We start from the raw sequence: 12,566 nt of genomic DNA, 5'->3' as shown, positions 1-12,566 counted from the left end.
TTTTAGGCGCATCGCCCATTTGCATGAAAATGGCTCATGTTGGGCGGGCGTCGGCGAAGCAGGGCACCCAAGGACGACCAGGCAACAAATCGTGATGGCTTTCAATACCCAGGACTTTCCGCACATGGTGCATCGTATTCTTGCCGGCGTTTTCGCCCTGCTCATCAGCAGTATGGCGTTCGGGCAAGCCCCCCAGTCGAGCCCGGCTATTTCCTACACCCGGGACATTCAACCGATCTTCACCGAGAAATGCGTGGCCTGCCACGCCTGCAACGACGCCGCCTGCCAGCTGAAGCTGGAAAGCCCCGAAGGCGCGGTGCGCGGCGCCACCAAGGTGCCGGTGTATCAGGGCGAGCGCAGCAAGGCAGTGCCCACCACGCGGCTGTTCTACGACGCCCACAGCGAGGGCGAGTGGCGCAAGAAGGGCTTTTACTCGGTCCTCGACAACCAGGGTAGCCAGGCCGCGCTGATGGCGCGCATGCTGGAGCTCGGGCACAAGACCCCGCTCACGCCCAATGCCAAGCTGCCCGAAGAAATCGTCCTGGGCCTGAACCGCAACAACATGTGCCCGTTGCCGCAAGAATTCGATGCCTATGCCGGCGCCCATCCCAAGGAAGGCATGCCACTGGCGGTGACCGGCCTGACCGACAAGGAATACGACACCATGCGCCGCTGGCTGGCCGCCGGTGCGCCGGTCGAGTACCAGCCGATCAAGCCAAGTGCGGCCGAAGCCAAGCAGATTGCCGACTGGGAAGAGCTGCTCAACCGCCCGGGTTCCACCGAGGCGCTGGTCGGCCGCTGGCTGTACGAGCACCTGTTCCTGGCGCACATCTATTTCGTCGGTGGCGAGCAGGGCCACTTCTTCCAATGGGTACGTTCGCGTACACCGAGCGGCCAGCCGGTCGACCTGATCGCCACGCGCCGCCCCAATGACCCGCCGGGCACCGATTTCTACTACCGGTTGATCCCGGTGCAGGGCGTGATCGTGCACAAGACGCACATCACCTACCCGATGGGGCCGCAGAAGCTCAAGCGGGTCAAGCAACTGTTCTATGCCGGCGACTGGCATGCCGCCGCACTGCCAGGCTACGGCCCGCGCCACCGGGCCAACCCGTTCGAAACCTTCGAAGCGATACCGGCAGTGGCGCGCTACCAGTTCATGCTGGATAACGCCGAATACTTCGTGCGCACCTTCATCCGTGGTCCGGTATGCCGTGGGCAGATTGCCACCGACGTGATCCGCGACAACTTCTGGGCGTTGTTCCAGGAGCCGGCCCACGACCGCTACATCACCGATGCCAAGTACCGTGGCGAGGCCACGCCGCTGCTGGCCATGCCTGGGCAGATCGATGACGTGGGCAGCGTGCTGAGCCTGTGGCACGCCTACCGTGACAAGCGCAACGAGTACGAAAAACTGCGCCGCGAAGCCTATGCCGACATGCCGGCCCCGGGCTGGGCGACGCTATGGGCCGGTAACGACAACGCGTTGCTGAGCATTTTCCGCCACTTCGACAGCGCCTCGGTGACCAAGGGCCTGATCGGTGATGTGCCGCTGACCGTGTGGCTGTTCGACTACCCGTTGTTCGAGCGCACCTATTACCAGCTGGCGGTCAACTTCGATGTGTTCGGCAACGTCTCGCACCAGTTGCAGACGCGCCTGTACTTCGACCTGATCCGCAACGGCGCCGAGGTCAACTTCCTGCGCCTGATGCCGGCCGACCAGCGCAAGGCGATCCTCGGCGACTGGTACCAGAACAGCGGCAAGGTAAAGATGTGGATGGATTATGAAGAAATCGACACCGACACCCCGAGCGGCATCCAGCTCGACCCGCGCAACCCCAAGCGCGACTTCGGCCAGAAGCTTCTGCAGCGTACCGGCAGCCTGAATGCCGCGCCTGACCCCATCAACCGCTGCCAGGGCGCGTTCTGTTCTCGGCCGCAGGTCAGCGAAGAGTTCCGCAATGCCGAGCAGTCGCTCAGCCGCCTGGTGTCGCGCCCGGCTGCCGGGTTGAAGGTGATCAACCAGTTGCCCGAGGCAACCATGCTGCGCATCGAAGGGCAGGGCGGCCAGCGCCAGGTGTACAGCCTGCTGCGCAACCGCGCGCACAGCAACGTGGCGTTCCTGCTGGGCGAGGCGTACCGCTACCAGCCGGGGCTGGATACCCTGACCCTGTACCCGGGTGTGCTCAGCAGCTACCCCAACTTCATCTTCAACATCCCGACCAGGGATGTGCCGGAGTTCGTCGAGGATATGGAGTATGCGAAAGATGACCCGGCCAGGTTCGAGCGCATCGTCATGCGCTGGGGTGTGCGTCGCAGTCACCCAGAGTTCTGGCACTACTTCCATGACCTGAACAGCTTCATCAAGGAGACCGAGCCGGTCGAGGCGGGCGTGCTGGACATGAACCGCTACGAGAACCTCTGATCGGTTGGGCTGACCTTTCCGATTACCCTGCGGTCGGAATCGGTGGGTGGTCCGGGGGCTGCTGTGCAGCCCCATTCGCGGGCTTGCCCGCTCCCACAGGATATGTGGTGCTTTCGGGCATGGCATGAACCCTGTGGGAGCGGGCAAGCCCGCGATCGAGCGCGGTGCGCTCGCCGGGCCTCAATGCACCGGCAATTGCAGGGTTCTCCATGCTGTATTCGCTTCAGGCACTGCGGGCGTTCGCCGCCTGGGTGGTGGTCTGCCACCATTTCATGCAGATCTTCTTCGACTTCCAAGCCTCCGGCCCCATCGGGCAACTGCTCACCGACCGCGGCGCCGCAGGCGTCGACATCTTCTTCGTCATCAGCGGGCTGGTCATCTACCTGTCGACTTGCGACAAGGCCATTGAGACCCGCCAGTTCTTGCTCAACCGGGCGCTGCGTATCGTCCCGGCCTACTGGTTCTACACGGCGCTGATGGCAACCCTGCTGTTGGCCTTCAGCCAATGGATGCCGCACCAGGCATTCACCTGGCACCACCTGCTGCTGTCGCTGCTGTTCATCCCGGCGGAAAACCCCGGTGGCTACGGCTTGTACCCGACCCTGAACGTGGGCTGGACGCTGAACTTCGAGATGTTCTTCTACCTGCTGTTCGGCCTGGCCTTCCTGGTGCGCCAGCGTCATCACCAGTTGCTGGTCACCGCCGCGCTGCTGCTGGCCAGCGAGATACTGGGCGGGCTGGGCGTGCTCAGTCGCTTCTATAGCAACGACATCATCTACGAATTCCTGCTAGGCATCGGCCTGGGCGTGCTGCACCGTCGCGGGCTGATTCACCAGGGCCGCTGGCTGCCGTTGGCGTTGCTGGCGGTGGCAGGCCTTGCCATCTACCACCTGGACGCTTCCCGGCGCTTGCTGCACTGGGGCGTGCCGAGCGCAATGATCGTGCTGGCCTTCGTCGCCCTGGAGCCGGTGTTCCGCGGCAACCGGGTGCTCAAGGCGCTGGGCGACTGTTCGTATTCGGTGTACCTGGTCCATGTGCTGGTGCTGTACGCCGGCTGGTTCGCCAGCAAGCGCCTGCAGTTGAACCCGTACCTGGTGTTCGCCCTGTGCGTGCCGTCCATTGGACTAATGTCGTGGTTCAGCTACCAGTGGCTGGAGCGCGGCCTGTACCGGCGCATGCAGGCCTGGCTGGCGGCGCCACGGGGGCAGGCCCCTGAATATGCGCTTTCCCGAGTCAAATACTAGGACTTTGTTCGAAGGCCGGGTTGGCGTACACTTGGCCGCAAGTCTGTGAGGAACCTACATGAGCGCTATAACCATTACCGACGCCGCCCATGACTACCTGGCCGATCTGCTCTCCAAGCAGAACACGCCTGGCATCGGCATTCGCATTTTCATCACCCAGCCGGGCACCCAGTACGCCGAAACCTGCATCGCCTACTGCAAGCCGGGCGAAGAGAAGCCTGACGACACCGCCGTGGGTCTGAAGAGCTTCACCGCTTACCTGGACGCGGTCAGCGTGCCGTTCCTGGAAGACGCACTGGTCGATTATGCCACCGACCGCATGGGTGGCCAGCTGACCATCAAGGCGCCGAATGCCAAGGTGCCGATGGTCAACGAAGACAGCCCGATCAACGAGCGCATCAACTATTACCTGCAGACCGAGATCAACCCCGGCCTGGCCAGCCACGGCGGCCAGGTGAGCCTGGTGGATGTTGTCGACGACGGTATTGCCGTGCTGCAGTTCGGTGGTGGTTGCCAAGGCTGTGGCCAGGCCGACGTGACCCTGAAGGAAGGCATCGAGCGCACCCTGCTCGAGCGTATTCCCGAACTCAAGGGCGTGCGTGACGTGACTGACCACAGTCAGAAAGAGAACGCCTACTACTGAGGTTGACGCGCTCCTACAGGGATCGCGTTGAACCCTCTTCCTTAGCAACAAAGTGTTACTGTTTCAACCCCTGCGACAACAGGCCGCAGCCCGTATTCAAAGGGCTGCAGCCGATCCTTGCCTTCGTCGGGTAGAACCCCTCGGGGTGTCGTGCCAGAATGCCCCGGTTTTTCGACCGGCCCGTCCCGAGGGCCGGCACCTTCCCTGTAAAGGATGGTTTCATGAATGATCTATATACCCGGCGCGCAGTTGTCGCCGGGATGGGCGTTCTCGGGCTTGGCCTGCTGGCAGGCTGCAGCCCGGCCCGGGGGCTCGAGTTCAAGTACGGCAAGAACATGAGCAACGAAATCCTTGGGCGCAAGTTCAGCCTCAAGGACACCCAAGGCAATGTGCGCACCCTGTCGAGTTTCTACGGCAGCATGCCGATGATCTTCTTCGGCTTCACCCAGTGCCCGGCCGTGTGCCCGACCACCCTGGCGCGCGCGGCGCAAATCCGCAAGCTGCTGCGCGGCCGCGATCGCGACCTGTTCCAGGTGGTGTTGATTACCCTGGACCCGGAACGTGACACCCCCGAGGTGCTCGATGCCTACGTGAAGGCGTTCGACCCGTCGTTCACCGCGCTGACCGGCACCCCCGAGGAAATCGCCGCGGTGGCCAAGGAATTCAAGGTGTTCTACGAGAAAGTCCCGGCCGGTGATACCTATACCGTCTCTCACTCGTCCACCAGCTACGTCTACGATACGCGTGGCACCCTGCGCCTGAGCCTGGGCCATTCCCTTACCGCCCAGGAATGCGCCGAAGACCTGGTCACCCTGATGGAGATCTGCTGAATGTCGATGCAACCGATCAAGCGCGGCCTGGCTGCCCTGGTCCTGATGGGCCTGGCGCTGCCGGCCCTGGCCCAGACCACCGTAAGTGACGCCTGGGTGCGGGCGACCGTGCCGCACCAGCAGTCCACCGGTGCCTTCATGACCCTGACCGCCAGCAGCGACAGCAAGCTGGTGGGCGTGGCTTCGCCTGTGGCCAAGACCGTGCAGGTGCACGAGATGACCATGAACGGCGATGTGATGGGCATGCGTGAGGTCAAGGCGGTCGAGTTACCGGCCGGCAAGGCGGTGACCCTCGACCCGAATAGCCTGCATGTGATGCTGATGGGCCTGAACAACCAGGTGAAGGAAGGCGAGAAAGTGCCGCTGACCCTGACCATCGAAGATGCCAAGGGGGCCAAGGAAACCCTGGACGTGCAGGCCGAAGTGCGTGCGCTCAACGCCGAGGCGGGCGGCGGGCATGATCACATGCACATGAAGCACTGATCAGGCTGAACCCTTTGGGGGCTGCCAGGCAGCCCCCGGTTCAATCAGCTGCGAAACTTGGGCAGCGGTCTGTCCAGGGTCAGCGAGGTCAGGGTCTTGCGGACCTGGGCCTCATCAGCCTCCAGAGCCTTGAGGCTTGCGCGGATCTTGCCGGCGGCGGGCACGTCGCCCTGCCGGTCGATCCAGTCGGCTATCTCCTTGCAGGCACTGCTCAGGCAGGCCTGGCGCTGGTTCATCAGCGACAGGAGGGTGGTGAGCTCTCTTTCGGACATGGCAGGATCCTCCATTCAGCCTTGTCAGTGTAGCAGTGGCTGGCCGGCCTGCCTGAGGCCGGCTGTCGCAGCTCAGCCTTGCAGGCAGGCGCTGCGATAAGCCCCTGGCGTTACCCCGTAGGCCTGCTTGAACTGCCGGCTCAAATGGCTCTGGTCGGCAAAGCCCAGGTCGAACGCCACTTCCGAGGCCACCCAGCCACGCTTGAGCATTTCCCGCGCACGGGCCAGGCGCCGCTGTTTCAACCAGGCATGTGGCGGCAGGCCAGTGGCCTGGCGGAACACCCGGGCGAAGTGGAACGGTGACAGGTTGACCGCCGCCGCCAGAGCTTCGAGCGAGGGTGGGTCGGCCAGTTGGCTTTCCAGCAGCTCACGGGCGCGGGCCACTGCCAGCGGTTCGTGGCCAGGGGTGGCAGGATCGGCGCATTGCCCGTGCCGTTGCACCAGGGCCAGCACCGCCTGGCGCCAGGCGGTCTGCTGCTGCAGGGCACTGGCGCCGGCTTCGGACAGCTGGTGCAACTGGCTGAAGGCAAGCGCCAGGGCCGGGTCGTGGATCACGCTGTCCTTGAAGCTGGGCATGCCGTGGCGGCCCAGTTCCAGTTCGTCGAGCACCCCGGTTACCCGTTCATGTTCCGGGTAGAACCCACGGTAGCGCCAGCCCGCTTCGTGGGCGGTGGCACCGGTGTGCAGCTCGTCGGGGTTGATCAGCACCATGCTGCCGACCGGCGCCAGGTGCTCACTGCCGCGATGCCAGAAGCGCTGTGCGCCCGACTCGATCACGGTGAACACATAGCCTTCATGCACATGCGGGGCGAAGCGCTGCTGGAAATAACGCGCGTGCAGCATCTCGACGTCGCCCAGTGCCGGCGCCTGCCAGAGGTGTGTCTGTTCGCGCAGGGGCGTGCTCATGCCAGCCAGCTGCGCAAAAGGAAGAAGATCAACATGCTCACCAGCATGCTCAGCAACACGCTGCGGGTCAACAGCACCAGGGCGATGGCCACCAGCGAACCCAGCAGGTAAGGGTTGAGCAGGCTCAGGTTCAACTGATGCTCGGGCATGAAGATGATCGGGCCGCAGATTGCGGTGAGCATGCCCGGCACGGCAAAACCGAGGAACTGCCGGGCGTTGGAGCTCAGGCGCAAGGGCAGGCGCGGCTCCAGGAACGCATAGCGGTTGAGGAACACGATGGCGCCCATGGCAAGAATCAGGACCCAGGTCATGCGCGGGCTCCGGCGAATTTCTGGCAGACGAAACCGGCGCTCATGCCCAGCAGGCCTGCGGCCACCAGGGCGGTTTCCCAGTGCCAGTAGCTGAACAGCACCGAACAGAACAGCGACACCGCCACGCACACCAGCGTGGCCAGGTTGCGCACCAGCGGCGCGATCAGGGCGACGAAGGTGGCGACAATGGAAAAGTCCAGGCCGAGCTGGTCCAGGTGCGGAATGTTCTGCCCCAGCAGGATGCCGGCCAGGGTGAACAGGTTCCAGGCGACGTAGAAGGTCAGGCCCACGCCCAGGGCGTACCAGCGGTTGAACTGCTGCTGGTCGTACTGGCTGGTCAGGGCGAAGAACTCGTCGGTGAGCAGGAAGCCCAGGCCCAGCCGCCAGCGCAGCGGCTGGCTGGACAGCACCGGGCGCATCGTCAGGCCATACAGCAGGTGCTGCGAGGTCAGCAGCAGGGTGGTCAGCAGGATCGACGCCAGGTTGGCGCCGCCCTTGAGCATGCCGATCGCCACCAGTTGCGCGGCACCGGCGAAGACGATGGCCGACAGCCCTTGCCCCTCCCAGGCGCTGAGGTTGGCCTCGATGGCCATGGAGCCGGCCAGCAGGCCCCAGGGGGCGACGGCCAGGGACAACGGGAGAATGGCGATGGCGCCGTGGAGAAAGGCTTGGCGGGCGATGTGGGGCATGGTGGCTGCAGTGCGTGTACGTTGGCAGGCCAGCATGCCAGACGGGGCGGGGGATGGCTTGAACGATCTTGCTATGCCTGGGCACGGTCCCTTGTAGGAGCGGCCTTGTGTCGCGATGGGGCGCGCAGCGGCCCCGGCAATATCTGCGGCGAAGCTGAAATCCTGGGGCCGCTGCGCGCCCCATCGCGACACAAGGCCGCTCCTACACAGAAACCGCGTCCGTGTTACGGATGGCTGGTCAGGTGCTGCTGCGCCGTCACGCAGCCGTTGGTGTCCACGGCCTTCTGCAGCAGGCTCTGGCGGTGCTGCGGGTCCAGGTCGCCGAGCAGGCGGTATACCTCGGCCTGGTAGTCACGCTGGCGCCCCCACTGCATTTCCAGGCCTTGTGGCCGGTTGCGGTTGCAGGCCAGGTGCGTGGCCGGTTGCGGGTAGTAGGGCGCATACACGGTGGCCATGTTGGGGATGGCCTCCAGCGCAGTACGGTACTCGTTGCTGGCGTTGTAGGGAGGGCACCAGGTGGCGATGGCTGGTGCCGGTGCGGCAAAGCCCTGCCTGAGGCTGGCTTCGAGCAACGGGCAGGCGGCATCCGGGATTTGCGCGGCGGGCAGGTAGGTCATGTAGTACAGCGCCAGGCGGTACTGTGCGACCGGGTGGCCCAGCTCCACGGACTTTTTCAGCAAGGCGACCGCGGTCGGCAGGGTGTGGGCCATTGCCTGGCCCTGGCGGCTGAGCTCCGGGTCGCCGCCGATGGCCGTGCGCAGCGTGCTGGCGCCGTCGTCCTGGTTGTCGGCCTGCTCCAGCAGGGGCAAGGCCTGGCGGTAGAGCAGGTCGGCATGAGGGTCGATGCGCACCTCCAGCGCGTGCGCAGCCAGTGGCATCAGGGCGATCAACAGCGGGGGCAAGCGAAGCATGCGGCTCACAGGCAAGCTCCAGAGGGTGCCAGGTACTGATGGAAGGCTTCGATGTTCATGGCGGTCAAGCGTGCGCCTCGGGCAGATCGGAACGACGGCCTATTCTAGCCACCCAAGGGGCCTGGCCGAAAGACCACCCGGCAATTCTCAGACGAGCTTGATCGGCGTGACCTTGCGCTGGGCATGTTTTTCCTGGGCCAGGCCAAGCTTGGCGGTAATGACCTTGGCAAGGGCATTGTTGCCCAGGTCGTTCAAATGCAGGCGGTCGATGAACAGGTCGGCGCCGAACACCGGCGAGCTGCTGAGCATGCAATTCATGTCGTAGCAAGGCACCGGGTCGGCCTGGCTCTTGATACGGCGGAAGAAGGCCGAGTGCAATTGGCTGTCGAATGCGCCGTCCAGCAGCCGGTCGAAATTCGCCGGTTGCCGCTGAAGCGCATCCAGCATCGCCTCCTCGCCAGCGGGCACGCTATCCCGGCACCAGGGCAGCAACGGCTGCAGGATGAAGGTGAGGGTGGAGTGGCTGTCTGCCAGCAGCCGGTCCCATTGGCGCAAGGTCCGGCCAATGTTGTCGGCGGCTCGGGTGAGGCGCTTTTCCGGAGGCGACAGCGACCAGGTGGCAGATATCGCGGCCGGGGGCGTGACCAACGCCTGACCGATGCGCCGCCACAGCGATTGCCGACGTGGCGTTGTCGTGGGCTGCATGCCTTCGCTGAAACTGTTGAGAAAGTCCTGATAGGCCTTGGCGTGCCGCGGGTCGTTCAGGTTTTCGAGGACTTCGCAGAGGGCTTCGTGTGCCAGGGTGTTGAGGCCGCTGAGCACCACCACATGGCCAAGCTGGCCAAGGCGGTGCTGGTGGGTCAGGAACATCAGTAGCTCCTGGCTCGCATTAAGCCCGCAGCCGGCCAGGCTCAGCCAGACTTCGCCAGTAAGCATCGACATGTGCGAGGCCACCGTGTGTTCGTCGGAGCTGGCACCGATGCCCAGCGCCGCGGAACCGCCGACCAGCAGGTTGACACGTGATGCACCACCGCGTTCGGCCACCGAAAAACGCTTGCCGGCGCAATGGCTGTATCGCAGGCCCAGGGCATCGGTATTGATGGTGCCGGAGCGGTAGCCGGTTTCGTGCACACGCACGGTGTGCGGTGCACGCCGGCTGCCCAGCAGCAGAAAGCGCTGGTAGTCCTGTTGCAACGGCGAAGGTGAAGGGCTCGTGTCAATCGCAGTCATGGGTTCTCCTTCTCTCGCAGCGGGCACCGTGCATCACATTCAGGCCGCCAGCTCCCTGACGTTGTACAGCAGGCCGCCGGCGGCAATCAGCAGCAGGGCGACCCCCGAGGCCAGGCTGATCATGCGGTTGCTGCGTTGCGAGGCGATCTTGCCGATGGCGAAGATGTAAAGGCTGAGCACGGCAAAATCGATGGCCACCCACAGCAACGACAGCACCACCATGCTCTTGCCGAATGACTCGGTGATCTGGATGAACTGCGGGAAGAAGGCGATGAAGAAGATGATGTCCTTCGGGTTGGAGATGCCCACCATGAAACCTTGCAGCAGCCCGCCGCGGCCAGGCTTGGCGAGGTCGCTTGGCGCCTCGGTTGCAGGCGCCTGCAGGGCTTCCCGCAACGTGCCGACGGCGATGTAGCCGATGAACAGGCAACCCAGGAGGCTCATGGCGCTGAGCCAGGCCTTGTCGATGGCGGCGCTGGTGAGAATGATCCAGGCCGCTGCGCCGATCAGCACCAGTGATGCCCAGTTGGTGCCGACAGCGGTGAACATGGCCTTGCGTGAGCCGGAGGCGGCCGCGGTGTTGACGATCAGTGCCACCACCGGGCCGGGGGTGGCGATCAGTAGCAGGACAGTCAGGGCGTAGGTAGCGGTGAGTGCGGTATTCACGGTCAGGTCTCGATCAGTATGTCGGGTGTTGCCGGCTGTACGGCATGGGCGTGGAACGGGCAGCGGGACGGGTTGAGCGACCCTGCCTCCTGCAGTTGGTACTGCTTCCACTCGTAGTTGTCGGCATCGCCGAAGAAGCCAAGGGTGTCGGGCATGACGCCGTCGTTGTAGTGGTGCACGCGCTCGCGGATGCGTTCGCGGATACGATGGCCGCTTTCGGTGTTGACGTTGGCCACTTCGTCGAAGTTCGCCCGCGGGTTGATGACGAAGGTAATGTGTGGCCCCAGGTTGCGGCTTTTCATCTGCTGGTGGCCGGGGAAGTTCATGTTGATGAACAGCGGCATGCCGGCAAAGCAGAACGACCAGGCATTGTCGTCGGGGTCGGTCGGGATGCCCTGCGGCCAGGGATGCGGGTCGCGCGCGTGCACACCACGCAACACCTTCCAGGCCAGCGCCTGTTGCTCGGCCAGTGTGTAGTCGGCGGCGGTTTCGAGAAACACCACCAGTGGGCTGCCGATACGCTGCTTGGGTGGGATAGGTGCGACGGTGCGCACGTAGTCGGCCAGGCCCATGGCGATGTCATCGGCCAGTTGCCCGGCTCGGGCGAAGAGGATGTGGCAGGTTGCGCCGTTTACCGCCTTGCGGCCGAACAGGCAGGGAAACTCGGGGTTGGCGAGGACACTGCGAAAATGTTCTACGGCTTTGTAGGTCCAATGTCGCGTGTTGCGCACATGGTCAGCGGCCAGCTCTAGCGCATCCAGGCGATAGCAAGTTCCATAACCCGTCGACATGATTTCCCCAGGCGTAAATTTGATGAACGTTCAAGTCACATGCAGGCAGGATCTTGGTTATGTTTATTATTTACCTGCATTTTCCGAGACGTCCTTGACGTTGTAAAACGCGTGGAACTATGACCTACTATTAGTCTTACTCATGCTCGGGGCGTCGCCATGTCGGAACGGATTCAGGCTTTGCACGCGCTGCGTGCCTTCGAGGTAGCCTCTCGCTATGGCTCATTTACCCGTGCCGCGGAAGAGCTGGCCCTGACCCAGGGCGCCGTCAGCCACCACATCAAGACCCTCGAAGCCATGTTCGGCTGCGACCTGTTCGAACGCCGCGGGCCGAAGCTGGCCCTGACCGAGCACGGCCGCCTGCTGGCGCAGGAACTCAAGGTTGGCTTCAAGATCATCGAAAATGCCTGCGCCCTGTTGCGCCAGGACCGCTACGGCCTGCGTCTGAAGGCACCGTCCACGCTGACCGTGCGCTGGCTGCTGCGTGCGCTGGATGCGTTCAAGAAGACCGAGGACAACTGCAGCGTGCAGCTGTCCAGCGTGTGGATGGACATCGACAGCGTGGACTTCTATTCCGAGCCCTACGACTGTGCGATCCTCCTGGCCAACGGGCGTTTTCCCGCCGATATCGAGAGTTTCAAGCTGTTCGATGAATGGCTGATCCCGGTGTGCCACCCGGATTACATGGCCCAGGCGCAACCGGACCTTGCCGATCTGGCCCAGTGCGAATTCCTGCACCCGTCCCCTGACCGGCGCGACTGGCGGCGCTGGCTGGCTCGCATGGACGCGCTGGACATCAGCATCGACCACGGGCAAGTGTTCGATACCCTCGACCAGGGCATCTCGGCCGCACAGCAAGGCCTGGGTATTTCGGTGGTCGACCTGGTGCTGGCCAGTGCCGACCTGCTGGCCGGGCGCCTGGTTACGCCGTTCAAGCACGCGGTGGCCACCGGCGACGGCTATTACATGACCTGGCTCAAGGCCAGCCCCAAGGCGCGGCAGATGCACAAGCTGCGCGAGTTCCTGCTTGGCCAGGTGCCACCGCTGCCCTGCAAGGACATCAATTACCTGTACGGCTGAACACGCGTTCGAGCATGCGCCCGGCCGTCGGCAAGCGCCCGGCGCTGAAAATATTTCGGCAAACACCTGCTGGCCCCAACAAAAT

At 63.9% G+C, this 12,566-nt stretch carries 14 protein-coding genes; 6 read left to right on the top strand and 8 right to left on the bottom strand.

From position 1 onward, the window contains the following. The first annotated feature begins 124 nt into the window (after positions 1-124). The 5 genes from IMX18_RS14925 (at position 125) to IMX18_RS14905 (ending at position 5,625) form a co-directional block, all read left to right on the top strand. Complete coding sequence (locus IMX18_RS14925) at positions 125-2,425, top strand: fatty acid cis/trans isomerase (RefSeq protein WP_217190704.1); 2,301 nt, start codon at positions 125-127, stop codon at positions 2,423-2,425. 209 nt (positions 2,426-2,634) lie between these two features. Beyond that, positions 2,635-3,669, top strand: a complete 1,035-nt coding sequence (locus IMX18_RS14920) for an acyltransferase family protein (protein ID WP_217190583.1) — start codon at positions 2,635-2,637, stop codon at positions 3,667-3,669. A gap of 58 nt (positions 3,670-3,727) precedes the next feature. Next, complete coding sequence (nfuA, locus tag IMX18_RS14915) at positions 3,728-4,312, top strand: Fe-S biogenesis protein NfuA (protein ID WP_003250416.1); 585 nt, start codon at positions 3,728-3,730, stop codon at positions 4,310-4,312. Between the two features lie 221 nt (positions 4,313-4,533). Then, positions 4,534-5,142, top strand: coding sequence for an SCO family protein (locus IMX18_RS14910; protein ID WP_024086651.1), 609 nt, complete (start codon positions 4,534-4,536; stop codon positions 5,140-5,142). Then, positions 5,143-5,625 carry a copper chaperone PCu(A)C gene (locus IMX18_RS14905; protein WP_015269749.1) on the top strand — a complete coding sequence of 161 codons (483 nt, stop codon included), beginning with the start codon at positions 5,143-5,145 and terminating at the stop codon, positions 5,623-5,625. A 44-nt stretch (positions 5,626-5,669) separates the two neighbouring features. Here IMX18_RS14905 and IMX18_RS14900 read toward each other — a convergent pair whose 3' ends face one another. The 8 genes from IMX18_RS14900 to IMX18_RS14865 all read right to left on the bottom strand — a co-directional run bounded on the left by IMX18_RS14900 (position 5,670) and on the right by IMX18_RS14865 (position 11,401). Then, the gene (locus tag IMX18_RS14900; RefSeq protein ID WP_003260451.1) at positions 5,670-5,897 is read right to left on the bottom strand and encodes a hypothetical protein; all 228 of its coding nucleotides are present in this window, start codon (positions 5,895-5,897) and stop codon (positions 5,670-5,672) included. Positions 5,898-5,969: 72 nt separating this feature from the next. Beyond that, positions 5,970-6,803 carry an AraC family transcriptional regulator gene (locus IMX18_RS14895; protein ID WP_015269750.1) on the bottom strand — a complete coding sequence of 278 codons (834 nt, stop codon included), beginning with the start codon at positions 6,801-6,803 and terminating at the stop codon, positions 5,970-5,972. Next, positions 6,800-7,114, bottom strand: coding sequence for an AzlD domain-containing protein (locus IMX18_RS14890; protein WP_046615691.1), 315 nt, complete (start codon positions 7,112-7,114; stop codon positions 6,800-6,802). The genes IMX18_RS14895 and IMX18_RS14890 overlap by 4 nt, the downstream gene beginning before the upstream one ends. Beyond that, complete coding sequence (locus IMX18_RS14885) at positions 7,111-7,803, bottom strand: AzlC family ABC transporter permease (protein WP_013971958.1); 693 nt, start codon at positions 7,801-7,803, stop codon at positions 7,111-7,113. The genes IMX18_RS14890 and IMX18_RS14885 overlap by 4 nt, the downstream gene beginning before the upstream one ends. Positions 7,804-8,027: 224 nt before the next feature. After that, positions 8,028-8,723: an SEL1-like repeat protein gene (locus IMX18_RS14880; RefSeq protein ID WP_015269752.1), complete on the bottom strand. Its 696-nt coding sequence runs from the start codon at positions 8,721-8,723 to the stop codon at positions 8,028-8,030. 138 nt (positions 8,724-8,861) lie between these two features. Next, a complete protein-coding gene (locus IMX18_RS14875) occupies positions 8,862-9,944 on the bottom strand; it encodes a hypothetical protein (protein WP_137137323.1) in 1,083 nt (360 codons plus the stop codon). Positions 9,945-9,983: 39 nt separating this feature from the next. Then, positions 9,984-10,610 carry a LysE family translocator gene (locus IMX18_RS14870; protein WP_015269754.1) on the bottom strand — a complete coding sequence of 209 codons (627 nt, stop codon included), beginning with the start codon at positions 10,608-10,610 and terminating at the stop codon, positions 9,984-9,986. 2 nt (positions 10,611-10,612) lie between these two features. Beyond that, positions 10,613-11,401 (bottom strand): YqcI/YcgG family protein, encoded by a 789-nt coding sequence (locus tag IMX18_RS14865; RefSeq protein ID WP_015269755.1) that lies wholly within the window; start codon positions 11,399-11,401, stop codon positions 10,613-10,615. Positions 11,402-11,560: 159 nt separating this feature from the next. Between IMX18_RS14865 and IMX18_RS14860 the strand changes: the two genes are divergently transcribed. After that, positions 11,561-12,481 carry a LysR substrate-binding domain-containing protein gene (locus IMX18_RS14860; RefSeq protein ID WP_003260436.1) on the top strand — a complete coding sequence of 307 codons (921 nt, stop codon included), beginning with the start codon at positions 11,561-11,563 and terminating at the stop codon, positions 12,479-12,481. Positions 12,482-12,566: the final 85 nt, after the last annotated feature.

It is taken from the genome of Pseudomonas shirazica (assembly GCF_015168335.1).
In the GTDB taxonomy this organism is placed as follows: domain Bacteria; phylum Pseudomonadota; class Gammaproteobacteria; order Pseudomonadales; family Pseudomonadaceae; genus Aquipseudomonas; species Aquipseudomonas asiatica.
The sequence above is the reverse complement of the archived record's forward strand: the minus strand, read 5'-3'. Positions and strand labels throughout refer to the sequence as shown.

Excerpts from the sequence above, each read along its gene's own strand:
- IMX18_RS14925 (WP_217190704.1), top strand. The coding sequence starts at position 125 with ATGGTGCATCGTATTCTTGCCGGCGTTTTCGCCCTGCTCATCAGCAGT.
- IMX18_RS14920 (WP_217190583.1), top strand. The coding sequence starts at position 2,635 with ATGCTGTATTCGCTTCAGGCACTGCGGGCGTTCGCCGCCTGGGTGGTG.
- nfuA (WP_003250416.1), top strand. The coding sequence starts at position 3,728 with ATGAGCGCTATAACCATTACCGACGCCGCCCATGACTACCTGGCCGAT.
- IMX18_RS14910 (WP_024086651.1), top strand. The coding sequence starts at position 4,534 with ATGAATGATCTATATACCCGGCGCGCAGTTGTCGCCGGGATGGGCGTT.
- IMX18_RS14905 (WP_015269749.1), top strand. The coding sequence starts at position 5,143 with ATGTCGATGCAACCGATCAAGCGCGGCCTGGCTGCCCTGGTCCTGATG.
- IMX18_RS14900 (WP_003260451.1), bottom strand. The coding sequence starts at position 5,897 with ATGTCCGAAAGAGAGCTCACCACCCTCCTGTCGCTGATGAACCAGCGC.
- IMX18_RS14895 (WP_015269750.1), bottom strand. The coding sequence starts at position 6,803 with ATGAGCACGCCCCTGCGCGAACAGACACACCTCTGGCAGGCGCCGGCA.
- IMX18_RS14890 (WP_046615691.1), bottom strand. The coding sequence starts at position 7,114 with ATGACCTGGGTCCTGATTCTTGCCATGGGCGCCATCGTGTTCCTCAAC.
- IMX18_RS14885 (WP_013971958.1), bottom strand. The coding sequence starts at position 7,803 with ATGCCCCACATCGCCCGCCAAGCCTTTCTCCACGGCGCCATCGCCATT.
- IMX18_RS14875 (WP_137137323.1), bottom strand. The coding sequence starts at position 9,944 with ATGACTGCGATTGACACGAGCCCTTCACCTTCGCCGTTGCAACAGGAC.
- IMX18_RS14865 (WP_015269755.1), bottom strand. The coding sequence starts at position 11,401 with ATGTCGACGGGTTATGGAACTTGCTATCGCCTGGATGCGCTAGAGCTG.
- IMX18_RS14860 (WP_003260436.1), top strand. The coding sequence starts at position 11,561 with ATGTCGGAACGGATTCAGGCTTTGCACGCGCTGCGTGCCTTCGAGGTA.